The sequence below is a fragment of the Kosakonia sp. LAM2021 genome, assembly GCF_016620385.1.
Classification (GTDB): Bacteria; Pseudomonadota; Gammaproteobacteria; order Enterobacterales; family Enterobacteriaceae; genus Kosakonia; species Kosakonia sacchari.
Window position 1 is genome coordinate 24,358 of record NZ_JAENHT010000003.1, and the last position, 26,976, is coordinate 51,333.

A 26,976-nucleotide genomic window follows, 5' to 3' on the forward strand; every position below is an offset into this window, starting at 1 on the left:
TGGCTTTGGTTATGAGTCGTTTCTTAAGTAAAGAGAATCTGCGCACCATAAGCCGAATGAAGCGGCAGGATCACATTTAATTATGATGAAAGAATGGAGGAAGAATGGATATCGGCGCAGCAGAGAAGCCATTTTCACTGCGCAATTTTAAAGGGTTGTGAAACCTGTTTCGTCGCTTGCAGATAAATCTAATGCGGCTATTTAGTTGATGGTGAAAAACCTCGGGTCACGTCCAGGAACTTATGCATCTTGTGTACTTCGCACCCCAAAAGCATATGACCGTAGTTTGTTAGCGGAAATAAAGACACCGGGAATAAACGATGCGGCAGTCGGTTAAATAGCGTGGCGCTGTATTCAGCGACAGGATTTTAATTTCACGGGTGGAGTTGAACGAGTAAAAAGGCCTTCATGCATAGCACAGCGATGAATGATAGCGATAACACTTTCGCGACGCCTGAAACAGTGGAGTCCCCCCCTCCACCGCGCGCAGGCGGTTGGGAAATGGAAGGGGGGAGAGGTACGACTTAACGAAGAGTGGCATTGCACCACTGTTGAGCACTGGCGGAATTCATTTCCATCAACGTCAACGGCGCTAATCGTAGCCCCTGAAGGTGAAAGCAATATGCGCAAGTCATGGAGATTTTGTCAGAAGATATAACGCGCAAGCATTAAAAAAAGAGAAGCCGCCACCGATGGGTTGCGGCCTGGCATCAGCCTGGTAAACACATCGCCACCAGGCTTTATATATGTCAGATATCAGAAGTGTGTATTCACACTGACATAGAATGTTCGCCCGGACTCGTTATACGTTTGCGCTCCCGCGCCATATAACCAGGCGCCGGTAGTCGAGTTACCCGTGGTTTGCGCATTGCCCGCGCGGTAGTGACGGTTATCGAAGAGGTTATCCACGCCGCCGGTCAGGCTCAGGTTTTTATTCACCGTCCAGGTTGAACTCAGACCGACAACGCTGTAAGGGCTCACTTCGTTCAACTCGCTGCCAGAGACGGATTCACCTTTATAGTTAAAGCGTTTCGGCTTCTGACGACCATACCAGGTAAAGGTGCCTTGCAGCGAGAGATCCTCGCGCACCTGCCACTCCAGAGCGGAATTCAGCGTAAACTGCGGAATAACTGACAAACGGTCGCCGGTGGTTTTGTTCTTACTTTGCAGCATCCACGTCATATTATTGGTCCAGTTAATGGTTTCGCTAACCGGCACATTCAGCGTACCTTCCAGCCCCTCCACCAGTGCTTTAGGCACGTTCTGCCACTGGTAAATATTCGTCGTGCCATTGCTGGCGGTGCCAACGGCAGAATAGCCGGATTCAATCTTGTTGCGGTAATCGTTGCGAAAGTACGTGATACCGCTCTGGAAGCCGTTGTGCTTATATTCGATGCCAATCTCTTTGTTGACGCTGGTTTCTGCTTTCAGGTCGCTGTTACCCATCAGATAACAGGCGGCGCTACTGGCGTAACACCCCTGGCCGTTGCTGTAGAGGATGTAGTTCGGGTTAAGCTGATAGAGATTCGGCGCTTTATAGGCGCGGGCGATCCCCAGTTTCAACGTCCAGTCTTCGGCAAGCACTTGCGACAGGTTCAGCGATGGGCTCCAGTTATTACCCACAATACTGTGATGATCGAAGCGCAGCGCTGGCGTCAACATCGTGCTTTCGGTCAGTGCCAGATTGTCTTCGGCAAACAGCGAGAAAATTTCCGCGCTGCTATACGGGCTGCGGTCGGTGCTGCTGATGCCGTCTATTGATCCATAGGAGAGCGACTGGGTAGTGGAGACACCATCTTTCATTCGCTGCTGGTTCCACTCGGTTCCCAGCGTCAGGTTTTGCTCCACCGCCAGGGTAAATGGAATATTCACCTCGCTGTGCAGCAATACATCTGCGAGATCAATATCGGCGAATTTATCGCTGGAGAAAATGCCCTCTGTACCGCCCGCCAGCCCCTCGCTCATCCGCGAATTACGCGTATGTTCGTACTGCGCATAAGTGTTGGTGGTTACACCGTTGTTCCAGCCGCCGGTCCATGTCAGCGCATAGGTCTGGCGATAAAGGCGATTGGTCTCTTCACCATATTTGCTTTTTACCAGCGTGCTGGTGTTGGTGTTTTGCGTATCGCCCGCGTAGAGATTGCCCTGGCGGCTATAGCCGGATTCAAATTCCAGCGCCTGCATTGGCGCGAATTCCCAGCGCACTTTGCCGTGAATATCTTTATTGACGACCCCTTCGCGACCGGCCGGGTACGATCCGGCATACGTACCCGTGCGCGCGGCTTCGTGGCCGGCGTTGATATCCTGCGCGTCAGCCTGGGTTTTGCTCAGGTTGCCCCACAGGTTAAAACTGACCGTATCCGAAAGGGGGCCGTTAAGGCTGAAATTGGTGCGTTTGGTTGACCCCTCTTTGCGGTGTTGCGGCGCGTTCAGATAGGTGTTCCATGATCCGTGCCATGCATCAGAAGTGGGTTTAGTCACGATGTTGACCACACCGCCCATCGCGCCATTGCCATAGCGCGCCGCTGCCGGGCCGCGAATCACATCAATATGATCGATCATCTCTGCCGGTACCCAACTGCTGTCACCACGGCTATCGCGATCGCCACGCCAGCCATAACGCACGGAATTGCGGCTGGTCACCGGTTTGCCATCCACCAGTATCAGGGTGTTTTCGGGGCCCATGCCGCGAATATCGATCTGCCGGTTATTACCGCGTTGGCCGCTGGTGGAGTTGCCGGTCAGGTTCACGCCTGGCTGTGTGCGGATCAGTTCCGAGACATCGCGTGCTGGTGGATGCTTGCGGATCTCCCCGGCGGTGATAGTGGAAACCCCCGAGGCCTGCAACGTCTGTTTCGCCGCAGTGACCACCAGCGTGTCTTCATTTTGCGCGGCGGCGGTGTCCTGTGGCGTATTGTCAGATGTCGTGCTGGTCTGCGCGGCATACGTCGGAAGCGTCAGCCCCCATAGCGCCACGTGAACCAGCATGGTCAGCGGGTAATGCGAAGTGTGTTTCATGCCATTTTCCCTGTTTTCTTTTTTTGCTCGCTCCTCATTTTTCAGGCGTAGCGAGGCCGCGTGCAGCCACGGCTATTATTTACGCCAGCAAAAAGAGTGAACGCGAGAGAGGTTATTTACATGACGGGATTAGCAGAGCCTCTGCAATATAATCATGTCGGGCTGACGGTAGTGGAAACGGGATCTGTTATCAAGTTGAGAATGATTCACATCTGGATAAAATTATTTTTTATTTATAATCAATCAGTTGGAATTATTTTCGTCTGGCATTTACGCCATGAAATATAAATGACGTACATGCAAAATCACCGTAAATCCCCATTGCGTTCATATTGTTTCCACGATGTTTACGCTATGCCATTTATCTGTTCAGGCTTATTTCGCGGTTATTTTCCCACCCGCTGGGGAAATATCTCCAGCAACCAGTCAATGAACACGCGCAGACGATGCGTAACGTGGCGGTTTTGTGGATACACCACATGAAAAGGGTACGGCTCTGGCCGCCACGGGCGCAGGATCTCCACCAGCGTGCCCGCTTGTAGCACCGCACCGAGTGAATAGCTGAAGGTCTGGATAATCCCCAGCCCCGCCATCCCGGCAGCGAGATGCGCATTGCTCTCATTAATACCGATCCGGTGCGCCACTTTAATTTCGGTTTTCTCGCCATCGCGCTCAAAGCGCAACGGAAACGCCCGGCCGGTTTGCGGCGAGAGGTAGCTGACCAGCCGGTGGCCGTTTTTTAGCTCTTCGGGGTAGGCCGGCGTACCGAATGTTTTCAAATATTCCGGTGTTGCGCAGGTGATAAGCGTGGCAGAACCAATACGGCGGGCAATCAGCGAGGAGCTATCCAGCGGCCCGCCACGGATCACGCAATCCACATTATCGCTAATCAAATCCACCGCGCGGTCGGCAACGCCTAAATCGAGGCGAATATCCGGATAACGCGCCAGAAAATCCGGCAGGGCGGGGATCAACACATCTTTCGCCGTGGAGCCACCAATATCGACGCGAAGCTGCCCGCCTGGCGTGCCGCGTGCGGCATTGAACGAACCGTCGACATCTTCGAGATCGCGAAGAATACGGGTCGTTTTTTCATAATAGTCGCGTCCTTCCGGCGTAACCGTCACGCGGCGGGTGGTGCGCTGCAATAACCGCACACCCAGGTGGGCTTCCAGTTCCTGTACCAGTTTGCTCAATGTCGCGTTGGGCATCTCCAGTGAATCCGCCGCCCGGGTAAAGTTCCCCGCTTCAACCACGCGGGCGAAAGCGCGTATCGCCAGTAATTGATCCATGCCAGTTCCTCTGTTGCTGGGACATTGATTATACACAGTGGTGAATAGTCATTTTAATTTTTCGGTATTTTTCAATAAAAACGTGAAAGGTAGAGTAGCGCCATACCTGAGACGGCAAGCGAGTTTGCCGCAGGAACATCCCTTAACTGAACCGAGGAATACAACATGAGCACACAACTGAATGGCAAAATCGCACTGGTGACTGGCGGGACAAGCGGCATTGGTCTGGCAACCGCACAAGAGCTGGCAGAGCAGGGGGCGCGCGTCTTTATTACCGGTCGTCGCCAGGCAGAACTGGACGCGGCGGTTGAACGTATTGGTTCCAGCGCCACGGGGATCCGCGCCGATGCCTCGGTGATGGCGGATCTTGATGCCGTTTTTGCCCAGATTGCGAAAAGCGCCGGGCGGCTCGACATTCTGTTTGCCAACGCCGGTGGTGGCGACATGATGCCGCTGGGGGCGATTACCGAAGAGCATTTCGACCGCATTTTCGCCACCAACGTGCGCGGCGTGCTGTTTACCGTGCAAAAAGCGCTCCCGCTGCTGGTGAACAACGCTTCAATCATTCTCACCGGCTCGACGACATCGGTGAAAGGCACCGCCAGTTTCAGCGTTTACAGCGCCAGTAAAGCGGCGGTGCGTAACTTTGCCCGTTCATGGGCGCTCGATCTGCAAGGGCGCGGTATCCGCGTTAACGTGGTTAGCCCAGGCCCAATCCGCACGCCGGGTTTAGGTGAACTGGTGCCGGATGAGCATCGCCAGGGCTTGTTCGACGCGCTGGCAGCCCAGGTTCCGTTGGGCCGTTTGGGTGAACCGCAAGAGATTGGCAAAGTCGTGGCGTTTCTCGCTTCGGACGCTTCCAGCTTTATCAATGGTGCTGAGCTGTTCGTCGATGGCGGCATGGCGCAAATCTAATTCACCACGCCGGGCTGGCCGTCGTTGTGCCAGCCCGCAACGCAGGAGCAGAACATGAACACGTCCGCGCTTTTGGTCGCTCAGCAACTGATCGACAAACATTTTGTTATCTGGAATGGCGCACACCCTGAACAACAGGTCGCCACATTTTCCGATGTCTATACTGACGATTTTTTCGTTGCGGATTATGCCGATGTGGCCACCGGGTTTCAGAACGTCGCGGCACTGATTGCTCGCGTACAAGGCGAGCATCCGGGGTTTTCCTTCACCCCCGCTCCGGTGACGTGGAACCACGGTTTAGGGCGTGTCACCTGGGGTTATGGTCCACAGGAGAACCCGAACTTGATACGCGGTGAGGATATTTTCACCGTGCGCGACGGTCGTCTTGCCAGCCTTTGGGTATTTATCAATACGCCGTAACGGTCGGTAAGCAGCATCATTCATTGCCCATTGAGGAATCATTATGAACACACCTGCAAACCTGAGTTTTTCCAGCGCCGACCATAACAAACTGCCTGCTACAGGTATCGTTGTTAGCGCTTACTATCGCGTCCATCCTGAGGACAGGAAAACCTTTATTGATGCCGTGGTGCCGGAAATGGCGGCGGCACGCAAACTGCCGGGCTGTATCTATTATGCTTTCGCGCAGGATTTGACCGATGCCAACGCCTTTCACCTGGTGGAAGGCTGGAAAGATGAAGCCGCCTACCAGCGCCATGAAAACGCGACAACCTTTCTGCAGGCCCTAGCGACGGTAGTTAAAAATGTGCGCATCCTTAACCGCCAGGGTGTTCGCTACGATGTTGCCCTGCAACACGTCGATGATCCGCGCGGCAAAGTAGCCTGAGTTGCCGCCGCATTAAGCGATTTTCAGCAACAGCTAAGCCATTTAAATACTTTGTTATTTCCGGCGTTCTCTCACATCGTGGCGATATGAGAATGCGGGGAGTCACACGTGAATGGCGAAAAGCAGCGCGGTCTATTTAGATGAACAACAGCGAGCCGCTGTCCGACGGTTATCGCGCAGCTGGCTGTGGCGCAGCGAGCTGCCTACCTGGCTGGTGATTGTTACGGTGTATGGCGGTTGGTTCAGCACGCTCGCGCACTGGAAAATGCTCGGCCTGTTGCCGGCAACCGCGCTTCTGAGCCTCTTCACCACCTGGTATTTATCGGTACAGCATGAGCTGATCCACGGGCATCCCACGCGCTGGGCGAGGTTTAACCAACTGCTGGGGTTAATGCCGCTGGCGGTGTGGTATCCGTACGGCATTTATCGCGATTCGCACCTGGCTCATCACCGTACGCATTTACTGACGCTGCCGGAAGATGATCCGGAATCCTACTATTTTTCCACTCAACACTGGCATCGTCTGACGCGCTGGCAGCGAAAACTGATTCAGTTGCGTAATACCTTTGCAGGCCGTTTACTGCTGGCTCCGGCGCTGGATATTGCGCATTTGCTGGCGGGAATGGTGGCGGCATTTCGCTTGCGGCAAGGCAAAGCCATGCTGATGTGGCTGGTACACGGTGCGCTGTTGGTCGTGACTTTTGCCTGGATAAGCCATTGTGAATTTTCCGTTATCTGGTTTGTGCTGGTGGTCAGCTACCCGGCGCTGGCTATCACCAAAGTGCGTTCTTTTCTCGAACACCGCGCAGCAGACGATCCGCTAGCGCGTTCGGTGATCAACGAAGCCGCGTGGCCGTGGCGTCTGCTGTTTCTTAACCTCAACTACCACTCCGTGCATCATGATCTGCCCGCTGTGCCGTGGTACGGATTGCGAACTGTTTACCTGCGCGACAAAGCGGCGTATCAGCAACGCAATAGCGGGTTTCTGGTGCACGGCTATAGTGAATGGTTACGGCAGTTTTTCTTTACCCCGGTAGAGGTCAATGCACACCCCGCAAGCAAAGTACGCAGTGAATAACATTGCCCTGCCGATGTATAACGTCGCGCAGCCAGAAACAGCCGCGCTGGGTCAGGCATTGTGCGAACTTCTGGCGGAGCGCGGGCTTCCGGCGCAGCTGATTTGGCCGCAAAGCGACCTGCTTGCCCACTGGCGGCGTGACGATGTGCTGCTCAGCCAGACCTGCGGCTACCCGCTGGTAACGCAACTACCGGATGTGCAACTGGTTGGCTGCTTCCACTACCTTGCGCCGGGCTGTGAAGGTTTTCGCTATCGCAGCCTGCTGGTGGCGCGTGATGAGGAACGCGCTACTTCGCTTGCGGATTTTCGCGGTCGTCGCGCGGTGTGTAATTCCGCCGATTCGCAATCAGGTTATAACGTGCTGCGTTACCTGGTTTCGCAGCTTGCGGGCGACGAGCGATTTTTCGCCGATGCTCCCCATTTCAGCGGCAGCCACCGGCAATCGCTGGTGGCGCTGCACAACCGTACGGCGGATATCGCCGCCATCGACTGCGTGACGTTCGCCTTATTGCAACGCCACGAACCTTCCCTGTTGCGCGGGTTGCGTGTGATAGCGCAAAGCCCGTTAGCGCCTGGGCTGCCGTTGATCATGGCGCAACGGAGCAGCGCCGCCACGCTCGCATCAATAAGAGAGGCGTTGCAGCAACTGGTCAGCGACACGCGTTTTCGCGAAACCTGTGCCGCGGCATTGATTGGCGGTTTTAGCGTGGTCACGCGACAGGACTATGCTTTGTTGTTGAGATGGCGGGATGAGGCCGCAGCACGCGGCGTCACGCAGCTATAATTCGTCAGTCATTTCATTATGTTATCAAAGGTAAATGCCGTGAAAAGGGCACGTGCCGCCAAAGACACGCCCGGAAATTTGGCTGAAAGTCATGCAAACCATTCACACTGTTGCCGTCCGGGCGTGCCCTTTGCGAAACCGGAAAAGGATGAGATATGAGTCAGTTATTCACAGAAGTTAATATTGGCGACGTTGCGCTGGATAACCGCATCGTTATCGCCCCGATGTGCCAGTACTCCGCCGAAGAAGGGAAAGCGACCGCCTGGCATCGCATTCATTTAGGTAACCTGGCGCTCTCCGGGGCGGGGCTGCTGATTATCGAAGCCACTGCTGTTGAGCCACAAGGGCGAATTTCACCGCAGGATCTCGGCCTGTGGGATGACGAAACCGAGCAGGCGCTGCGCGTGGTGCTGGACGATATTCGCCAGTATTCGCCGGTGAAAATCGGTATTCAGCTTGGGCATGCCGGGCGTAAAGCATCGGTCAGCGCGCCCTGGCTTGGCGGGAAACAGCTTTCGCCGCAAGAGGGTGGCTGGCAAACGATCTCGGCCTCCGCGCTGGCGCACGATCCGGCAGAACGTTCGCCGCTTGAAATGACGAAACAAGATTTGGCACGGGTTAAACAGGCGTTTGTCGACAGCGCCTTGCGGGCGGTGGCGCTGGGAATAGAGGTGATTGAAATCCACGCGGCGCACGGTTATTTGCTGCATCAGTTCCTCTCGCCGCTCTCCAACCAGCGCAGCGATGAGTATGGCGGCAGCCTTGAAAATCGCCTGCGTTTCACACAAGAGGTGTTTAGCGCCGTGCGTGAAGCGGTACCCGCTTCCGTTGCCGTAGGCATTCGCATTTCGGCGACTGACTGGGTAGAAGGCGGATGGGATCTGGAACAATCGGTGGTACTGACGAAAAAAATTGAGGCCCAGGGCGGCGCATATGTTCACGTCTCCAGCGGTGGGCTTTCACCGTTGCAAAGTATTAAGGTGACGGCGGGTTATCAGGTGCCGTTTGCCAAAGCGCTGCGCCAGCAGACCAATATGCCGGTTATCGCCGTGGGGCTGATTACCGAGCCACAGCATGCAGAAGAAATTTTGCAGCAAGGGGAGGCCGATCTTATCGCGCTGGCAAGAGGTGCGCTCTACGATCCACGCTGGCCGTGGCATGCCGCTGCCGCTTTGCACGGTGCGGTACATATCGCGCCGCAGTATCGCCGCGCCGAACCGCACGGTGTGAAAGGAACGGTTAAATAACACATAAATCGGTGAGCTTGCTATTTTGCCAGGCTCACCGCTATTGGTCCGCTAAACGCCTTTACGCACCAACTCTGCCGCTTTGAGGAATACGTCATCTTCTACGCCATCGCCTCGGTTTCTGCCCTGCCGTTCAATCTCCTGCACGATGCTGTCGCGGTTAATGGCTTTGCGTTCTGAAACCAGGCCGATCACGGCTGCGCCAATGGCTAATCCAATGAGTCCCGTGTGCTCATCATTGAACTTCATGCGTTATCCCTCCCCGATTTGTCTACAGAGAAATTTAGCACACAGATATATTTCCGCCATTTATCAAAATCACAGCGTGATAAATGCATTAGGTGATTGTAATACAAATAAAAAAAGCCCGAAGCGTGAAGCCTCGGGCCTGGTGAAAGGGCATAAATTTACTTAGAAGGATTGCCAGTTATCGCGGCTCTCACCTGTTGATGAGGAAGCCAGCGCCAGCTGCGGCGACTGGCGTAACGTGCTTCTGCCCGGCTGCGCGCCACGGCGGTTATCTTTCGTGCCGGAATCAAACATGGCGATGGTTTTGTTCAGGCGCTCAGCTTCTTTTTCCAGCGAGACGGCGTTAGCTTTCGCTTCCTGCACCAGCACGGCGTTTTGCTGTGTTACGCCGTCCATTTCGGTCATCGCCTGGCCAATCTGGTCAATACCACGGCTTTGCTCATCGGAGGCGACGGAAATCTCCGTCATTAATTTATTCACATGCTCAATGGAGTTGATAATCACCGACATGGCGCCACCGGCTTCCTGAACCTGTTCGGCTCCCGTTTTGACGCGGGAGACGGATTCATGGATCAGCGTTTCGATCTCTTTTGCCGCCTGCGCACTGCGGCTTGCCAGCGCACGTACTTCACTGGCGACCACGGCAAATCCACGGCCTTGCTCCCCGGCGCGCGCCGCTTCAACCGCCGCGTTCAGCGCCAGCAGGTTGGTCTGGAACGAAATGCTGTTGATAACGTTAGTAATGTCAGCAATTTTCTGCGAGCTTTCGGAAATCCCGTGCATGGTTTTCACCACAGTCGCGGTAATTTCGCCGCCTTTTTGTGCGGTGTGCTGCGCGTTTTCCGTCAGTTTACGGGCTTCGCGCACGTTCTCCGCGTTGTTACGCACGGTGGATGTAAGCTCTTCCATGCTGGCGGCGGTCTGTTGCAGCGCGGCGGCTTGCTGATCGGTACGCCCGGAAAGCTCTTCGTTGCCTTCTCTGATCTCATTCGTGCTGCGGTAAATGCTGGTCGAACTCTCCTGGATAGTTTCCACCGTGGTTCTCAGGCTCTCCTGCATGGTGCGGATGAAAGGAATCAACTGGCCCGCACAGTTACGACCAAATTCATGTAATTCGTGATTCAGTTTACCGGCGGCCATGGTTTCCATATGTGTCTGGATCATACGCAGCGGTTTGACCAGAAAATTCACCAGGTAGCGGTCGGTGAGAAGCAGCGTGAAGATACCGGCAATTAAGGCGGCAGCGAGCACGTATTTATTAAAAATCACCTGTGCCTGTGTTTGATCCAGTAAATCGTTGGACTGGATCGCTTGCGTGTATTTTTCCGCCGTTGCGCCAAACTGCACGCTCAGCGGGGGATAGGTTTTACGAAATAAGTCGCGAAAGGTATCCGGTTGTTTATTTTTGGCGGCATTCAGCATTGGCACAATGCCGTTGTTGAGCAGGGCGTCCCAGTCGCGGATCATGGCGGCAACCACTTCGCTATCGACACCTGGGTGCTGGCTGGCGCGAAACTTCGCCAGCATATCCTGGGTAATGGCCAGTGCTTTTTCAGCGGAGGCGAAGGTTTTATTCGCATTTTCGTCATCGCCGGTTTGCTGGTAATCCATGGCGCGCAGCATGCGGGTTACGGTACGGAAATATTGATCGTTTCCTTTCACCAACAAGGCGTAGACATTTTTTTGCCCGGCGTTTTGCGTCAGTAATTGGTCAATGGTCGAAAAATTGTGAAATGTCAGAACGGTTGCCAGTCCCCAAATAATGCTGAAGAGCGATAAAATGATGATCAGCATTTTGCGGATAGTTATGTCGCGAAGTATTTTCATGTTGTTCCCCCGGTAATAGAAATTACCCTCAGGTTGGCATTGGCCCAGCTCTCTGGCTATTTCACCCTCCATGACATTCTGACCAGAACGCGATTGGCGTTAATAAAACGGTCTTTTAACTTTTTGAAAAGATGTTCTATTTTATGGATATTGATATCAATCAACTTAAATATAATTAATCAGAGTGCAGGATATTATTCCTGGACTTCGATCACATAAGCTATCTGAGTTCATAATAGTCGTCTATTATTTTTCAGCAATTTCTTGAAAAGGTTATTTCTATCGACTACCAATATTTAATTTGAATTAAGTCTTATTGAATTCAATTTGATAATTATTTCTTAGAGACCGGATAATAAGGTCGCTATCTTATTTAATCTGCGTTAAATAAAATTGCCTGCTAATAATACGCAAGAGAAATGCCGGATTGATATATCCGGCTTTGCGGTGATTAATACACTTTTTGTTCGAAATTATCGCTGATAAGACGTCATGATCGCCGGCAGAATAGCATGCGAAGGGCAAAACAAGGCGCAGGAAAACCTCCCACGGGCGCGCCGTGAGAGGTGAGGGGCTTACTTTTTACCGTTAGGTTTCAACTGCTCACCCGGTTTTAGCATGAACAACTCATCATCACGGGTGGAGTAGCGCACGGTGCCATCGGCCAGCAGATACGCGCCTTCGGTAAAGCCTGCGCCATTGATAAATGGCGCAACCGCATCGAGTTTGCCACGCATGGCCGCTTCCAGCGCCAACAGCGCATAAGGCGCGATATTGTCGACATTGGCATAAATATACTGGGGATCGTCGATGAAAAAGTTATTCAGCCGTTTCGTCGCCAGAATATTGTCCGCCACTTTATCTGCCAGCGTCAGGTACCCTTTATTGCCGGTAGATTGCCAGAGATCGATCAGCGCAAAAATGGCATACGGCTCGCTGTTTTTGGTGTTCAGATCCAGCTTGCTGTTTTTGCCACCCGGCTCACCGATATCACCCAGCCCCTGGCCTTTGGCAATGCCGCGCGCCACTTTCCACATCTCTGCGTCCGGTGCCAGTGTCCAGGCGCGGGCATAAGAGAGCAGGAATTCATTCCCCGCCGGATAAGGCTTTAACACGGTGCCTTTCTTGCCGTAATAACCGTCGCGCGGCAGCGTGTAGTTCGACAAGTCGGTGCCGTTTGCCAGCATCGGGCGGAAGGTGTTGGTTTTCTCATCATAGGCGTAATGCGCAAAGGCTTTCAGGCCATCAAGCGTCCACTTTTTGATGTCGTTGCCATCCGCGCCCAGCGATTTTACCAGCGCTAATTGCATCAGGGCGTTTTCGGAGTAGAGCGTGCTGGTGCGGCCTTTCAGCATCATATTGCCTTCCAGCGCGTCGGGGCCAAATTCCGGGCCAAACTGGCGCTGTGCGCGATCGCCATACTTCGAGTTAGTATCTGTGTCGTCGGTGGTTTCGGCGCGTTTCAGCGCTTGCGTAAACTGATAAACGCCCAGCCCGGTCTTTTTATCGCGTGGCAACACATACTGCTCTGCCAGTCGCTTCGCCCAGGTGAGCGCGCCTTTTTCACCATCGTATTGATACAACAGCGAAGCAGAATAAATTAAGTCATTGCCGGCGTTAAGAAAGCTCAGCCCTTTGGTGGCGAAGAACGGCGGTTGCTGTTCAAAGTGGCTGGCCCACAGTTTGCCCATCTCTTTGCCGTATTCGCCGTGGCGGCTGGTTTCGAGGATTTTCCAGTCGTACACATGGGCGTTCCAGAACGCGCGGATAAAGCGGGCGGTTGCCGGTTTATCCACGGCAAACATCAGGTCGTACCAGGGATACGCATTTTTCAGTTCATGGACCATCTCTTTTTCGCTTGGGCCTTGTGGTTCAAGCGTTTTCAGATCGATAAAACGGTGCCCGCCCCATATCAGCAGCCCGCTTTTGTCCTGGTAGTGCTGGAAGTAGTAACGGACATTATCTTCCGCCCGCTTTTTATATTTCGCATCTCCCGTCAGGTTGCTCAGGCCAACCAGCACGCGCATCAGATTCTGCTGTGCGGAGAAGTTCGACAGCACCGCCGTTTTTCCGTCCGGAAAGACCCACTCCATCTGCTTACCGGTACGGGGATCAACGCCATCCGCCAGCAGCGGCACATTGCTGTGATATTTGTCACCAGCTTTATCAATGACCGTGTCGGCAAACGCTTTTACGCTGCTAAGACGTGCGCTCTCCTGCGCAAATGCCGTGCAGGAGAAGATACCGAGAAGAGTGACCGCCAGTGCTATTTTTGACAGTTTCATTATTCGCCTCTTAGATAAAAATAAGGATTTCTGCCGAAACCCTTATTTATGTTTGCTACCCTAAAATTATTTATCAGAAATTATATTTCACACCGACACGATAACGGGTCTGACGCTCATCGGTATATTTGCTGCCGGAAACGTTGCCCACAGCAATATACGGAGACCAGTTTTTATCAAGTTTGTATGTCAGTTTGAGATCGTGCGTCCAGTCGTAGTTTTCATTATCTGCAATCAGCACGCCAGCGGATGTGGCGTGTTTGTAATCCAGTTCGTAATCGAGTTGGTAATCACCGAAAATTTTCCACGATACGGCGGCAGTAAGGTTATAGCCGTTTTCGCTGGTGTCTTTTGCCGTGCCGATATTGTTGGAGTTACGTTTGAAGTACGGGCGGTAGCGCAGCGTTGCGCCAACGTCATTGCTCAAGTTCACTTTGCCGCGCAGGTACGGGCGATAGTTGTTCGCTGTGGAGCTACTGTCGAGTGAGAAACCCGGCTCGATCTGGAAGGTGGGATTAATTTTATAGACGTAGCTGGCCACCACTTCAGTACCATTACTTACCGTCTCGTGGTACGCCTTATCTTTATTTTGCGAACCTTTCCATTTGCCTTCCAGTGATAAACCAAAACCATTAGCAAAGCGATGCGACATTAATAAACGATCTTTGTGGTTATTACCGCCGCTATCATTTAATTCATGACGATAATCAAATGTTACCGCCTGAGCGGCAATACTGATAAAAGGTACAGTAACTAATAACAAAGTGCGCAACATAATATCCCCTATTATTTATAGTCAAAAGGTACAAGATGTTCTCTGCGAAAAATGCAGATAGCTTTAATTCAAAGAGGAATGGTTAATTCACTCTCAGTGCAGGTTGATATAATTAGCAAGCATAATAATTATGCCGGATATAGTTTCGAAGCCGTTATTACTGATCACAACAGCAACGCTAACATTCCTTTTAAAGTGGCGTGTGGTGCCGGGTGCCTCCCGGTGAATTGAGTGCCGATCGCCTCAATCCGTCCATAAAAATGAAACTTTATTGAGAATAACCTCATATCAGCATGACCCCTCCGCTTAGGGGGATTCACCACACAAAATACGGTTTTGTCTGCATCAAGATATCTTCATCCTATCAAGTGGAACGGACTTTTACACATTTTGAAATAGTGTTTTGAGACTGAGATCGAACATTTAAAAGTAGAATGAAAATTAATATTTTGTCGGTTATAAAGATAATCTTAATTGCATAAAATCATTTAAAATCAAATGAATAAGATAACTACATACAAGAGTGTATGTATGTGGTTTCGTACGCTTTAGTGTGGTAAATAAATAGCGGAATAAATTTATTCCTGGAATAAAAAGCGAACATTTGACACAAAATGCAATACACTGGTCGCATCAGGGAGAGTACGGAAAGGAAAATCAGGGTGATTTATGTTGTCGCAAACTAAACAAACATTAAACGAGCCAGCATCACGCTTGATCTGACTGAACACATCCCGCACATTCAGGAAAAAAGACCATGCCTCCGTTAGCGGAGAGGAAAATAATAAAACATTACCCTCTGGAGTACCTACATGACTATCTACGGGAAGGATCGCCTTTTCATTTATGGTATTGAGAAAATACTCAGACAACTTAGCAGGGAAAAGGGTAGCCGTTTTTGCAGTGGTGAACCCGCCATATATGTCACCACGGGAATGGACATCATGGAAATGTATTCGCTGTTTTTCTCCCGTCCGCCCGCGCACTACTCTATTTTTATCTCCTCAGAACGCCATTTTGACTCGCTGTCGCTACTTTTCCCGGGCCTTGTGAAACTCTGTCTGGCCGAAAGGTTACGCGTCGAAGAGTTGCGTCAGGCGCTGGAAGTGATGAGCTTGTTATCTGCACAGAATCAGCAGCCGGGTTACAGCCACGGCGCGTTTAAATTCACCACCGCCGAACAGCAAATTATGCGCCTGCTGCTGCGTGGATATTCGGTTGAGGATATCGCTCGCATTCGCGGTGTCAGCCCGACTACCGTCAGTGTGCAGCGCAACGGTTTAATGAAGCGCACCGGCACCAAAAGTTTGCAGGCGCTTTGTTCGCTCTACACCGCAATGCGCGCATAAAAAAAGCGCCTGGCCGGCGCTTAACAACACAACCTGGTGTGGGCAAACAGCCTCAGCATGTGGCCAGTAAAAAGTCGCTGACGGTCTTCATGCACAACGGCCGCTCTTCGACATGGGGCATATGGCTTGAGGATTCAAAAATCACCCACTGCGCCCCGGTAATATGGTCTTTGAAGGGTTGCACCACTTCCGGCGTGGCTTCGTCGTAACGCCCGGAAATCAACAAGGTTGGCACGCGCACTTGCTTTAACCGGTCGATAATCGTCCAGTTTTTCATACTGCCAATGACGTGGAATTCGGTGGGGCCATTCATCGCGTGGTAAACGGTAGGATCAGCTTCCATGGCGTCAAAGGTGCGTTGCACCTCCGCAGGCCACGGGTCGAGCCGGCACACATGGCGCTGATAAAATACCTGGCTTGCCGCTTTATACTCTGCGCTATCCACCGTGCCCGCCGCCTCGTGGGTTAACAACGTGTCCTGCACATCCGGCGGTAACTGCGCGCGCAGTTTCGCCGCACCCTCCAGCCACAGCGCCATCGAGGCTGGTGAGTTGGCGATCACCATCGCTTTTAGCCCCTGCGGCTGTGTCACCGCATGTTCTGCCGCCAGCATGCCGCCCCAGGACTGGCCGAGCAGCGCGTAGTTATCGGCAATTTCCAGCGCTTGCAGCAGATGGTTGAGCTCATCAAGAAAAAGGCCGGGTTGCCAGAAATCGGGGCTTTTATCCGGCAGATGGGTTGAACGGCCATTACCCACTTGATCGTAGTGGATCACCGCACGCCCGGTTTCAGCAATATCTTTGAACGCATCAACGTAATCGTGGGTGCAGCCGGGGCCGCCGTGGGCCACCACCAGCGGCGTCTGCCCGTTTTGCAGATCGCCGCAGATGCGAAACCAGGTCTGATACTCCCGGAAGGGAACGTAGCCTTCGCGAATGGTATACATAGTTGACGTCTACCCTGTTAAGTGAACTGGCTTTCAGGGTAGAACGCCGAAGGCGGCGCTGAACACTAGCAAAATTGCTAGTTATTAGCTGTCGAGCAGACGGTAGTGCAGCGCACGCACCACCGCCTGTACGCGGTTGGTCGCGCCAAGTTTTTTCGCTGCCGTATTCAGATGCAGCGTCACGGTTGCCACCGATCGGTGCAGCTTGCGGGCAATCTCTTTCGCCGTTAATCCTTCAGCTGACCACGCCAGGCACTCGCGCTCGCGGTTGCTCAATTTGACATGGCGGCACGTGAGCATTGAGGCGTCAAACAGCGGGAAGGCAGACTCCTGAAAGCGGTGGGCGATAAAGGTTAATTGCGCCAGCGTGTCGCTGATATCACGCGCTTGCTGCTGGCTGGCGACAATGCCGGTCAGGGTGACAAACCCACCGTGCGGCAAATGCAGCGGCACTGTGGCACCGCAGGGCATATTGTGGTCGCGCATGTAATGCGTCACTTCCTGGGCGTTATCATCCAGCCTGCCATGCAGCGCCCCGCTGTCCGGGCGTTGATAAGACCAGACAAACGGCGCGCAACTCTCCAGTGCGAAGTGCTGCACCGGGTCGACCTGGTAGTAACCGCGCTCGCACCAGAGGCGACGCATATCCTCCGGTACGTTACGCATCTCCAGCAGAGACGGGGTAATAAGCGCCCCTTCCAGCGAGCGCGGAACCGGTGTGTAGTCATAAATCACCGCGTCAAAACCCAGCGCCTGCGTCTGGGTAAATAGCCCGGCAAACGCCTCCTCAAGCCTGCTGGCATTGGCAGCAGCAGGGTTTTCAATGTTTATTCGCATCATTCCCCCTCATGGTTGACGGTGCCGCGCCACGGGCACGCTTTGTGCAAACCTCTCCCGTGGAATGATAAAGGCATGCAATTCCGGTGCCGTCACGCGGGAGAGGCAAAACTAGTATTTTTGCTAACTACCCAGCTTCCATGGATGCCGCTAGCGTAAAGAAAACGCCCGACAAACAAGGCCGGGCGCAGATAACCAGGGGAGTGGCGCACCATCGCGAGGCGTTTTTTTAACCTTACGACCCCGCATGCACCACAGGAGAATGCTGATGCACCGTTACCGTTTTCTGTTATTCCGGCCATTGCAGCTACTGCCGGTACTGTTGGGAATAAGCATCATCACGTTTGCGATGGTGCGCGCGATCCCCGGCGATCCGGCGCGCATCCTGCTTGGTGTGCGCAGCACGCCAGCGGCACTGGCACGGATCCGTGCGCAATTCGGGCTGGATGAACCCCTGTGGGTACAGTATGGCTACTTTCTGCGCAATCTGGTGCAGGGAGAGCTGGGAAAATCGATCGTCTACCGCATCGATACCCTAAAACTGATTAACTCCCGCCTTGAACCTACTTTGTGGCTGGTGCTTGGCAGCGTGCTGCTGGCGGTCATCTTTACGGTGCCGTTGGCAGCGCTGGCGGCGCGTCAGCGTGGGCGCATCGCCGACCAGCTTATTCGCCTGTTCACCACCGCCGGCCTCGGTTTCCCCGCCTTCTGGCTGGGCATCATGATGATCATTGTTTTTAGCGTGGTGCTGGGCTGGTTCCCGGTTTCCGGTTACGGCAGCGATTTTGCCGACCAGTTGCACCACATGGTGCTGCCGTGTCTGACCGTCGCGCTGGCGCTGTCGGCGGTGCTGATCCGCAACCTGCGCGCCAGCCTGCTGATGGAGATGAGCAGCGATTACGTAATGGCCGCCAGAGCGCGCGGGCAGCGGGAAAACCGCATCTTCTGGCGACATGTGTTACCCAACTCCCTGGTGCCGACGCTAAACCTGCTGGCGGTGAATATCGGCTGGCTGATTGGCAGCACGGTGGTGATTGAAAGCGTGTTTGCCATTCCGGGACTGGGGCAACTGCTGGTAAAAGCGATTTTCAGCCGTGACTACATGGTGGTGCAGGGCGTGGTGATGGTATTTGCCCTTGCCACGGTCGCCGTCAACTTGCTGGCCGACATACTGACGGTGGCGCTGGATCCGAGGGTGAAACTATGAGCGCCATCAGCGTACTGACCGTGTTACGTCGCCGCGCTATTCCACAGCAGCATGCCCTGGGCGTTGGGCTGTTGATTGTTGGCTTGTGGCTGTGCGTCGCGTTATGCGCCCCGTGGCTGGCGCCGTTTGATCCGATCACCCAGGATGCGACCGCCAGCTTGCTGCCACCGGGAGGCGCACATCTGTTTGGCACGGACAACTTTGGCCGCGACATCTTTTCTCGTGTGCTGTGGGGCGCGCGGGTGGATCTGCAAATCTGCCTGCTGGGCGTTATCTTCCCGTTTCTGCTCGGCACCACACTCGGTGCGCTGTCGGGTTACCTGGGCGGCGCGGTGGATGCGCTGATTATGCGCATTATCGACATCGTGCTGGCGTTCCCGTTTCTGGTATTGATGCTGGCGATTATTGCCATTCTCGGGCCGGGTCTTGGCAGCTTTTACATCGCGATGGCGATGGTCGGCTGGGTCTCTTATGCCCGGCTGGTGCGGGCGCAGGTATTAACTCTCAAGCAGCGTGATTTTGTGCTGGCGGCGCGCAGCCTCGGCTATGGTCATGCTCGCATTCTGTTTCGCCACTTGCTGCCTAACGCCATGACCGGCGCGCTGGTGTTTTCCATGTCGGATTGCGTGCTGGTGCTGTTAAACGGCGCGGCGGTGAGCTACCTCGGTCTCGGCGTACAACCGCCGACGGCCGAATGGGGCGTGATGGTGGCGGAAGGGCAGAGTTTTATCACCACCGCCTGGTGGATCACCACCTTTCCGGGGCTGGCGATTGTTCTGCTGGCAATGGGTTTCAGCCTGCTGGCGGATGGTCTTGGCGACAAACTGGGAGCGCGCGTATGAGCTTACTAAACGTCTCGCAATTGACCATTTCCCGTGGGGATGATTGCGCGCTGGTGGATAAGGTCTCTTTCCGGCTACAGGCCGGGGAGATGCTGGGGCTGGTGGGCGAGAGTGGTTCCGGAAAAACCGTAACCTGCCGGGCATTAATGCGTCTGTTGCCGGGGCAGGGATTGACGATTAGTGGCGGAGAAGTGTGGTTTGGCGGGCGCGATCTGTTGTCGCTTAGCGAAGCGCAGATGTCGGCCGTACGCGGACGGGAAATAGGCATGATTTTCCAGAACCCGGCCAGCCACTTAAACCCGGTCATGACCATTGGCGAGCAGATTGCTGAAAGCCGCCGCCTGCATTTCGGCGTTAACCGTCGGCAGGCAAAAGAGGATGCCAAAGAGCTGCTACGCCAGGTGGGCATTCCCGATCCGCAAAACCGCATTAACAACTACCCGCACGAGTTTTCCGGCGGCATGCGCCAGCGCGCGATGATTGCCGTGGCGCTGGCGCCGGAACCGTCGCTGCTGATAGCCGATGAGCCGACCACTGCGCTGGATGTCACCGTGCAGATGCAGATCCTGCGTTTGCTCAGCACCCTGCGCGAGCAGTTAGGCCTGGCGGTGGTGATGATCACCCACGATCTTGGCGTGGTGGCGCAAACCTGCGATCGCATTGCGGTGATGTACGGTGGGCGTTTATGTGAAGTGGGCGGCAAGCGCGAAGTGCTGGCGCAGCCGCTGCACCCGTACACGCGCGGGTTGATTGATTGCCAGCCCTCCAGCGAAGGCGGGCAGGGACGGCTGGTCACCATCAATGGGCAACCGCCGCTGGCGGGGAGCTTCCCGACCGGCTGCCGCTTTCACCCGCGTTGCCCGCAGGCGAGCAGCGCATGCCAGCAGCAGCCTTCGTTACTGTTCGGGCGCGACAGCCTGACGCACGCGGCGGCGTGCCATCACGCCTTACAGCCACTGACTCAGCGGGAGGGATAATGTCGACACCGGCAAACTGGCCTTTGCTGGAAGCGGATAACGTCTCGGTCACGTTTCCGGTTTCCGGCGGGCTGCTCAGCAAAAAACGCGTGGTCCACGCGGTAAACCAGGTGACGCTCAAAATCCACGCGGGCGAAACGCTGGGATTAGTGGGCGAATCCGGCAGCGGCAAAAGTACGCTGGGGCGGGCGCTGTTACAGCTTGAAAAGATCACTGATGGTGAAGTGCGTTTCGACGGTCACCGCGTTACTCACGGTCTGAAAAGCGACATCGCGCGGCTGCGTCTGCAAACGGCGATGATTTTTCAGGATCCGTTCGCCTCGCTTAACCCCCGCCAGACGATAGGTGAGAGCATCAGCGAAGTGCTGCGCGTCCACCAGAAGGTGCCGCGCAACCGGATTAGCGCACGCGTCGAAGAGCTGCTGACGTTGGTCGGCTTGCGCCCGGAACACGCCGCAGCCAAGCCCGGCCAACTGAGCGGCGGTCAGTGCCAGCGGGCAGGTATTGCGCGGGCGCTGGCGATCGAACCCCGGCTGATCGTCGCCGATGAGTGCGTGGCGGCGCTGGATGTCTCCATTCAGGGGCAGATCGTCAATTTGCTGATGGATCTGCGCGAAAAAATGGGGCTGGCGATCCTGTTTATCGCCCACGATCTGGCGATTGTGCGCCGCCTGTGCGATCGGGTGGCGGTGATGTACCTCGGGCGGATCGTCGAAGAAGGCCCCGCAGAAGCCGTCTTTACCCATCCGCGCCACCCCTATACCGCCGCGCTGGTTTCCGCCATCCCGGAAATCGACCCGGATAAACCGTTGCCGCAGGAGACGCTCGCGGGCGAGCCGCCGAGCCCGGTTGCCATTCCACAAGGTTGCGCCTTTCATCCGCGCTGCCCTTACGCGCAGGTGCAGTGCCGCACCGGCGCATTACCCCCGACCCGGCAGATTGCCGATCACGCCTGGACCTGTGTGCTGACGCACGCAGGCGAGAAGAGTGTTTTTCCTTTGACTGAGGGATCCTTTGATGAAGCACAAGCAAGTTAAGTTGTTGGCAGCCAGCGTTTTTCTGGCGCTCAGTGTGGTCAGTGAAATGGCGCAGGCGGCTGGCGTTCTGACGATTGGTCGTCGGGAAGACAGCACCACGTTTGATCCGATCAAATCGGCGCAGAACGCGGATAACTGGGTTTTTTCCAACGTTTTTGATCCGCTGGTGCGCGTTGATAAAACCGGCACCAAACTGGAACCAGGCGTGGCAGAAAGCTGGACCATTTCTCCGGATGGCAAGGTCTACACCTTTAAAATCCGCGATACCAAATTCTCTGATGGCACGCCAGTAAGCGCCAGCGATGCCGCCTTCAGCCTGCTGCGCATTCGTAGTGATGAAGGATCGCTCTGGCGCGACTCGTACAGCATTATCGATAAAGCCGAAGCACCGGATGCGCGCACGCTGGTGGTGACGCTGAAATCGCCATCTGCGCCGTTCCTGTCGCAACTGGCGCTGCCGAACGCGTCGGTTATCTCCGAGAAAGCGCTGAAAAGCGAAGGCGAAGAAACCTTTGCGGAAAAACCGGTCGGTTCCGGCGCGTTCAGCGTAAAAGAGTGGGTGCGCGGCGAAAAAATCGTGCTGGTGAAGAACCCGAATTACTGGCAGGCAAAAAATGTCAGCCTTGATGAAGTGGACTGGCTGACCATCCCGGATGACAACACGCGCATGTTGAAAGTACAGGCCGGCGAACTGGATGCCGCGCTGACGGTGCCGTTCTCACGCATCGCCTCGCTGCAAAAAGACAGCAACCTGAAGGTGGAGCTGGATCCATCAACCCGCGAAGATCATCTGCTTATCAACCATTCGCACGGCGCGCTCGGCAAAGTGGAGGTGCGCCAGGCACTGGATTTTGCCATCGATAAAGACGCGATTGTCAAAACCGTGACCTTCGGTTACGGTCAGGTGGCGAATTCCTATATTCCGGCCGGTGCGCTTTATCACTACAACGACAACCTGCGTCGCCCCTACGATCCAGAAAAAGCGAAACAGATGCTGAAAGCGGCGGGCGCGGGCGATCTGACGCTGAATTATGTGGTTAACGCCGGGGATGAAGTGGATGAGCAAATCGCCATTTTGCTGCAACAGCAGCTGGCGAAAGCGGGCGTGAAGGTTAACTTGCAGAAAGTCGACCCGAGCCAAAGCTGGGACATGCTGGTGGCCGGTGAGTACGATATTTCCGTGATGTACTGGACCAACGACATTCTCGACCCGGATCAAAAGACCACGTTTGTGCTTGGTCATGATGCGAACATGAACTACATGACGCGTTATAAGAACGACAAAGTGAAAGCACTGGTGGCGGCGGCGCGTGTCGAAATGGACGCGAAAAAACGCGAACAGATGTATATCGAGCTGCAAAAAATGGCGAAAGCTGATGTGAACTGGATCGATCTCTACTACAGCCCATACCGCAATGTGACCCGGAAGAATATTGAAGGTTTCTATCAGAATCCGCTGGGACGTTTCTTCCTCGAAGATACAGTGAAAAACTAGAACAGGCTGCCGGGTGCGCATTGCGACACCCGGCATGCTGAGTACGCCGCTGTGAACGTTTACGAAATAACGCGGTTACTTTTTGCGTTTTGCCCAGGCCGCTCGCATGGGAGACATGAAAATTGGCGGTATGACGCCCATTTTCGGCAAGGGGCTTTTCCTTTCTACACCAGGAGCAATACCAAACCAGTCCGTATTGAATGGCAATTTTTGTAGCCTGTTCAAATCGAATTTTGTCGCTTTGCTCAACCCTGCAGTGTCCAGTTGGTCGTCTATAACAAATTCGCCGGGGAAAATCTCGTCAGGTCCCGTATGTTGTGACGTTCCGTAAGTAATAAGCACGGCGTGGATATCAGGAAAGGCATTCAGAATAAGTCCGGGGCGCGGTTTTGGCCCCGGATTGCCCAGATCTTCATCCTGAGGAAATTTACACCAGATAATATCTCCCGCGATGGGAAGAGGGAGGTAATGTGTGGCCATAAGCTTCCTGCTTATTTAAATAATGGGGAGTCCAGATCGCTCTCGCTAATGTCGAGGCCTGATTTTTTCTGAATCGCAATGTGCTGCGCATCAGATAGCGGCCCGTCATCGGGCTCATAAGCGGGCAAAACCTCTTTAGCCAGATTACGCAGCGCCTTATGAACCAGTTCAGTTTGGTTCAACGCCAGTTCATCCATTAAACGCAAGAAAGTCTCTTCGCTCACACCGAATTCGTTATCGCGTGGACGTAACTGGAAAAGAAACTTTTTCGGCGCATTTGTTTTTTTCGCCTCTTTACGCGCTGGCTTACCACCGCGTTTTGCCGCTGTGGACATGCTCGATACGGCTACGCTTACTGTCATGACTGACCTCTCTGACCCATAAACTATATACAAAGTATATAGACCTTGTAACGAAAGATCTATATGGAATGTATATAGCAGAAATGGCTTTTCCGCTATGGCGTTAAAACATCACCGTATGCAAGACGGTGCGCACCAGTATCCCGACAATTGCGCCCGGCAGCGCAAAACGGAACAGGCGCACAAAGCGGCTGGCGATGCCGAGAAAAATGCCGATACCGGGCAAGTCCAGCGTCTGCACCAGAAAGCCTGCCGAGGCGTTAATTTGCTCAGCCGTTAACTGCCCGTGCTGCACCATTTCGGACGCCACGCCAAAATACGCCGTCCCGCCCGCCAGACATTTGGTTAACGCCAGCAACACATACACCGTGGAAATATGGAAAAACGACAGCAGCGGCGTGAGCAGGGTGGTTAAGGCTTCCACGACGCCTGCGGCTTTCAATAACCCCACCACCGTTAACGACAGCAGCAGCATTGGCAGCGAACCCAGCGACAAACGAATGGCATCTGCCCCGGCACCATTAATCACTGCAATCAAACCCGCGCGCGGTTTATCCTGGTGCAATTCCCCCTCTTCGTCGCGCAGGCTGGCAGCGGAGAGTTTTCGCCCCGACACATAATAGGTCAGCGTGGAGGCAGCAAGCCCGCCGATAAGCGAAATCACAATCGCCATTCCCCAGTGCAGGCCGAACGGCGTGAGCGGATAAAAGACGTTGGCCTGTCCCATCGCGAATAACATCGCCAGCGTGGCGGCGAGATGGCGGTCGGAGGTGCCTCTTCTTTCCATAATCGCCAGGGCGGCGAGAGGGGCGGCGAAACTAACAAAGTTGAGCTGGATAAGGGCGAAAATCCCCATTCCGCTGATACCAAAAGGTTTCAGCACGGGGGAGGTGAGGCGCACGATGCCATCTAAAACCCCTTTCTCCTCCAGGTATTTCATCATGATGAGCATCACCACCATGATGGGCAGCAAGGTGTACAACGCAACATCTACGGAAACCTTGCCCGCCGACATGATGATTTCAATGATATTCATTACTGACTCCGGTGAATGTTTTCACCGATATAGTACACCCGGCAACGGTTTGACCGCCGCTTTCACCCCATTGTATTTACTTATTTTCTTCCTTCACCGACGGTTTTTTCCGTGCGCCATGATTTACCAGAAACCGCGATAAACCAGCATGAAAGATGGCATCCTGCTGAAAACGAAAAATATAACTTCGTCACACTGAGTAAAACAGCCGAAATCAGGCCAAAAATCTGTGTGGTGAAATTATCCGTTTGAGCGCAAAGAAAATTTCACTTAACGATCGTCTCACGGTGCCGATAACGTTTTCTGGAACGTAGTTTCATGCATAGGGCGGAACAGGATTCTTTCGAGGTTGCCGATGGGACTGAATATTTTTAAAGCACACAAGCAAAAAAAAGAAGCTGAAGAGATTGTGGTGGATGCGCGTTTTAAAGCGCGGCTGGCGGAAGAGGGGCTGGAAGAAGCCAGAAATGCATCGTCAACGCTCATCAACACGCTGCTCGATCAAAAGCAACGCTACGCGGATGACATTATCCCGGATGCCTTGTCCGTACTGGAAAAATGCCAAAAAGTTAACCGGCTGGAGACCAAAGTTTCGCAGGACGTGTTAGATAATTTTGCCCGTTACGACGCGCCGCAGTTGCAAACCCAGTCGGTAAAAATGACCGAAATCATTGGCACCGGAGTGAAAGGGACCGCGACCGGCGCGGCGCTGGCGCTTGGCTCAATGAGTGCGGTTTCGACGTTTGGCGCAGCGTCTACCGGCACGGCGATCGCCTCGCTTTCTGGCGCAGCTGCCAGTAACGCCACGCTGGCCTGGTTTGGCGGCGGCGCGCTTTCTGCCGGTGGCGCAGGGATCGCCAGCGGCACCATGGTACTGGGCGGCATTGTGCTGGCTCCGGTCGCCATTTTCGCGATGATGAAATACAGCCAGAATGCGGAAAAAAAGCTGACCGAAGCGTATGAATATCGCAGTGCGGTTAACAAGGAAGTGGCAAAAATCAATGCGGTGATCGAAGTGGCGCAGGCCATTAATCAGCATATTTCGCTGTATGCCTCGACCATTGAAGGCATTGCTCAGCGCCTGAAGACCAGTTACCAGATGCTGGATCAGGCACTCTCAACCAACGTTGCGCATGAGCGTGTCGTTTTCCTGAAGCTCCAGACCGTGCTGCTGGTAAAAGCGATGAAACAGTTGCTGGCGATACGTCTGGTAGACGATCAAAATAGCCCGACGCCGGAATCCGTGAAGGTGGTTTCCCATGCGCAAGCCTTCACCGAGGAGCGTGTGAATACGCTGGTGACAAACCTGATTGCTGCAAATGCACCACTGACAACGGCCAGCGATGTCTCGTCTCTCGCACCTGGCGAGCAGAGCGCGCTCTATTTTTGGCTGGCTGACAGCCAGCGGCGCAAAGCCACTGCCGATGATGAACCTTCGTTTCTGCTGTGGATGGTGCTGTGCCTTCTTTTTGGCGCGCTGGGATATTATCTGCACAGCATTGCGTGGACTTACACCTCGCTTGTCGCCTTTTTGTTCAGTTTCACCGGTTTTTCCGGGGCGTTAGGTCGTCTGTTTAATTTTGACAGTTCAGGTCTGGTAGGGACGGGTATTCTGGCCCTGCTGGGCTACGCAGCGTATTTATTCTGGTGGGCATAATATGAAAGCACTGTTTAACGCCTCGAAAGTGGCGGCAAAAGCGTCGCCGTTACAAGCGGCATCGGCGGCGAAAGAGATTTTTGACGCCTGGCGTGATTTACAAAAATACCGTGCGGAGCAGGAAACGGCTCGCCATCAAATCACCCAGGAGACCGAAGTACAAATTGCGCGGATTCAGGCGCAAAAAGAGGTGTTGTTGCAGGCGTTGAATCAGGATTTCACGCTGCGCCAGACTTCACTTACTCAGACGTTTGCCGTGCTGGATAAGGCGCTGGAAACGAACAATCTGGAACTGTTAGATAAATCGTTAGGCGCAATTGTGGCTATCACCCAGCAATCTTCAGTGGTATCGCTGAAATCGTTACATGCGACATTGCAGGACAGCCGCAACGTTATCGATCTGTAAGCCTGTTTTGCGCCAGAACAGTGCTACG

At 54.1% G+C, this 26,976-nt stretch carries 25 protein-coding genes; 14 read left to right on the forward strand and 11 right to left on the reverse strand.

Going from position 1 to position 26,976, the window contains the following annotated elements:
* Positions 1–756: 756 nt before the first annotated feature.
* Together JKP81_RS08885 and JKP81_RS08890 are read right to left on the reverse strand one after the other, a co-directional pair.
* Positions 757–3,018: a TonB-dependent siderophore receptor gene (locus JKP81_RS08885; protein WP_200551440.1), complete on the reverse strand. Its 2,262-nt coding sequence runs from the start codon at positions 3,016–3,018 to the stop codon at positions 757–759.
* A 386-nt stretch (positions 3,019–3,404) separates the two neighbouring features.
* Positions 3,405–4,310 carry a LysR family transcriptional regulator gene (locus JKP81_RS08890; protein WP_200551441.1) on the reverse strand — a complete coding sequence of 302 codons (906 nt, stop codon included), beginning with the start codon at positions 4,308–4,310 and terminating at the stop codon, positions 3,405–3,407.
* A 165-nt stretch (positions 4,311–4,475) separates the two neighbouring features.
* On the opposite strand from JKP81_RS08890, the gene JKP81_RS08895 reads away from it, so the two are divergent.
* The 6 genes from JKP81_RS08895 to JKP81_RS08920 all read left to right on the forward strand — a co-directional run bounded on the left by JKP81_RS08895 (position 4,476) and on the right by JKP81_RS08920 (position 9,181).
* On the forward strand, positions 4,476–5,225 hold the full coding sequence (locus JKP81_RS08895; protein WP_200551442.1) for an SDR family NAD(P)-dependent oxidoreductase: 750 nt from the start codon (positions 4,476–4,478) through the stop codon (positions 5,223–5,225).
* 54 nt (positions 5,226–5,279) lie between these two features.
* A complete protein-coding gene (locus tag JKP81_RS08900) occupies positions 5,280–5,645 on the forward strand; it encodes a nuclear transport factor 2 family protein (RefSeq protein ID WP_200551443.1) in 366 nt (121 codons plus the stop codon).
* Positions 5,646–5,688: 43 nt separating this feature from the next.
* Entirely contained in the window at positions 5,689–6,072 is a 384-nt protein-coding gene (locus tag JKP81_RS08905; RefSeq protein ID WP_200551444.1) for a putative quinol monooxygenase, read from the forward strand.
* A gap of 112 nt (positions 6,073–6,184) precedes the next feature.
* On the forward strand, positions 6,185–7,150 hold the full coding sequence (locus tag JKP81_RS08910; RefSeq protein WP_200551445.1) for a fatty acid desaturase: 966 nt from the start codon (positions 6,185–6,187) through the stop codon (positions 7,148–7,150).
* Positions 7,116–7,934 (forward strand): phosphate/phosphite/phosphonate ABC transporter substrate-binding protein, encoded by an 819-nt coding sequence (locus JKP81_RS08915; protein ID WP_200551446.1) that lies wholly within the window; start codon positions 7,116–7,118, stop codon positions 7,932–7,934. The genes JKP81_RS08910 and JKP81_RS08915 overlap by 35 nt, the downstream gene beginning before the upstream one ends.
* Positions 7,935–8,089: 155 nt before the next feature.
* Positions 8,090–9,181 (forward strand): NADH:flavin oxidoreductase/NADH oxidase, encoded by a 1,092-nt coding sequence (locus tag JKP81_RS08920; protein WP_200551447.1) that lies wholly within the window; start codon positions 8,090–8,092, stop codon positions 9,179–9,181.
* 51 nt (positions 9,182–9,232) lie between these two features.
* On the opposite strand, the gene JKP81_RS08925 is transcribed toward JKP81_RS08920, so the two are convergent.
* The 4 genes from JKP81_RS08925 to JKP81_RS08940 form a co-directional block, all read right to left on the reverse strand.
* Positions 9,233–9,430: a hypothetical protein gene (locus tag JKP81_RS08925; RefSeq protein ID WP_020456882.1), complete on the reverse strand. Its 198-nt coding sequence runs from the start codon at positions 9,428–9,430 to the stop codon at positions 9,233–9,235.
* A gap of 162 nt (positions 9,431–9,592) precedes the next feature.
* Positions 9,593–11,257, reverse strand: a complete 1,665-nt coding sequence (locus JKP81_RS08930) for a methyl-accepting chemotaxis protein (protein WP_200551448.1) — start codon at positions 11,255–11,257, stop codon at positions 9,593–9,595.
* A gap of 575 nt (positions 11,258–11,832) precedes the next feature.
* Positions 11,833–13,542 (reverse strand): pectate lyase, encoded by a 1,710-nt coding sequence (locus JKP81_RS08935; RefSeq protein WP_200551449.1) that lies wholly within the window; start codon positions 13,540–13,542, stop codon positions 11,833–11,835.
* 73 nt (positions 13,543–13,615) lie between these two features.
* Positions 13,616–14,317, reverse strand: a complete 702-nt coding sequence (locus JKP81_RS08940) for an oligogalacturonate-specific porin KdgM family protein (RefSeq protein ID WP_200551450.1) — start codon at positions 14,315–14,317, stop codon at positions 13,616–13,618.
* A gap of 812 nt (positions 14,318–15,129) precedes the next feature.
* Here JKP81_RS08940 and JKP81_RS08945 point away from each other — a divergent pair.
* Positions 15,130–15,666 (forward strand): helix-turn-helix transcriptional regulator, encoded by a 537-nt coding sequence (locus tag JKP81_RS08945; RefSeq protein WP_200551451.1) that lies wholly within the window; start codon positions 15,130–15,132, stop codon positions 15,664–15,666.
* 52 nt (positions 15,667–15,718) lie between these two features.
* On the opposite strand, the gene JKP81_RS08950 is transcribed toward JKP81_RS08945, so the two are convergent.
* Together JKP81_RS08950 and JKP81_RS08955 are read right to left on the reverse strand one after the other, a co-directional pair.
* Positions 15,719–16,612, reverse strand: a complete 894-nt coding sequence (locus JKP81_RS08950; protein WP_200551452.1) for a proline iminopeptidase-family hydrolase — start codon at positions 16,610–16,612, stop codon at positions 15,719–15,721.
* Between the two features lie 84 nt (positions 16,613–16,696).
* The gene (locus JKP81_RS08955) at positions 16,697–17,452 is read right to left on the reverse strand and encodes a LuxR family transcriptional regulator (RefSeq protein ID WP_234455575.1); all 756 of its coding nucleotides are present in this window, start codon (positions 17,450–17,452) and stop codon (positions 16,697–16,699) included.
* Positions 17,453–17,717: 265 nt separating this feature from the next.
* Here JKP81_RS08955 and JKP81_RS08960 point away from each other — a divergent pair, with 265 nt between their 5' ends.
* The 5 genes from JKP81_RS08960 to JKP81_RS08980 are packed head-to-tail and all read left to right on the forward strand — an operon-like array spanning position 17,718 to position 23,007.
* Positions 17,718–18,656, forward strand: a complete 939-nt coding sequence (locus JKP81_RS08960; RefSeq protein WP_045508744.1) for an ABC transporter permease — start codon at positions 17,718–17,720, stop codon at positions 18,654–18,656.
* Positions 18,653–19,498, forward strand: a complete 846-nt coding sequence (locus JKP81_RS08965) for an ABC transporter permease (protein ID WP_200551453.1) — start codon at positions 18,653–18,655, stop codon at positions 19,496–19,498. Before JKP81_RS08960 ends, JKP81_RS08965 begins: the two co-directional genes overlap by 4 nt.
* Positions 19,495–20,475, forward strand: a complete 981-nt coding sequence (locus tag JKP81_RS08970) for an ABC transporter ATP-binding protein (protein ID WP_200551454.1) — start codon at positions 19,495–19,497, stop codon at positions 20,473–20,475. The genes JKP81_RS08965 and JKP81_RS08970 overlap by 4 nt, the downstream gene beginning before the upstream one ends.
* A complete protein-coding gene (locus JKP81_RS08975; RefSeq protein WP_200551455.1) occupies positions 20,475–21,512 on the forward strand; it encodes an ABC transporter ATP-binding protein in 1,038 nt (345 codons plus the stop codon). Before JKP81_RS08970 ends, JKP81_RS08975 begins: the two co-directional genes overlap by 1 nt.
* On the forward strand, positions 21,493–23,007 hold the full coding sequence (locus tag JKP81_RS08980; RefSeq protein ID WP_200551456.1) for an ABC transporter substrate-binding protein: 1,515 nt from the start codon (positions 21,493–21,495) through the stop codon (positions 23,005–23,007). The genes JKP81_RS08975 and JKP81_RS08980 overlap by 20 nt, the downstream gene beginning before the upstream one ends.
* 75 nt (positions 23,008–23,082) lie before the next feature.
* Here the strand turns inward: JKP81_RS08980 and JKP81_RS08985 are convergent, their stop codons facing one another.
* The 3 genes from JKP81_RS08985 to JKP81_RS08995 all read right to left on the reverse strand — a co-directional run bounded on the left by JKP81_RS08985 (position 23,083) and on the right by JKP81_RS08995 (position 24,885).
* Positions 23,083–23,487: a hypothetical protein gene (locus JKP81_RS08985; RefSeq protein ID WP_200551457.1), complete on the reverse strand. Its 405-nt coding sequence runs from the start codon at positions 23,485–23,487 to the stop codon at positions 23,083–23,085.
* Positions 23,488–23,498: 11 nt separating this feature from the next.
* Positions 23,499–23,849 carry a hypothetical protein gene (locus JKP81_RS08990; RefSeq protein ID WP_200551458.1) on the reverse strand — a complete coding sequence of 117 codons (351 nt, stop codon included), beginning with the start codon at positions 23,847–23,849 and terminating at the stop codon, positions 23,499–23,501.
* A gap of 103 nt (positions 23,850–23,952) precedes the next feature.
* The gene (locus tag JKP81_RS08995) at positions 23,953–24,885 is read right to left on the reverse strand and encodes a nucleoside recognition domain-containing protein (RefSeq protein ID WP_020456894.1); all 933 of its coding nucleotides are present in this window, start codon (positions 24,883–24,885) and stop codon (positions 23,953–23,955) included.
* A 355-nt stretch (positions 24,886–25,240) separates the two neighbouring features.
* On the opposite strand from JKP81_RS08995, the gene JKP81_RS09000 reads away from it, so the two are divergent.
* The gene (locus JKP81_RS09000; RefSeq protein ID WP_200551459.1) at positions 25,241–26,542 is read left to right on the forward strand and encodes a hypothetical protein; all 1,302 of its coding nucleotides are present in this window, start codon (positions 25,241–25,243) and stop codon (positions 26,540–26,542) included.
* 1 nt (position 26,543) lies between these two features.
* Positions 26,544–26,948 (forward strand): hypothetical protein, encoded by a 405-nt coding sequence (locus JKP81_RS09005; protein WP_200551460.1) that lies wholly within the window; start codon positions 26,544–26,546, stop codon positions 26,946–26,948.
* The last annotated feature ends 28 nt before the right edge of the window (positions 26,949–26,976 follow it).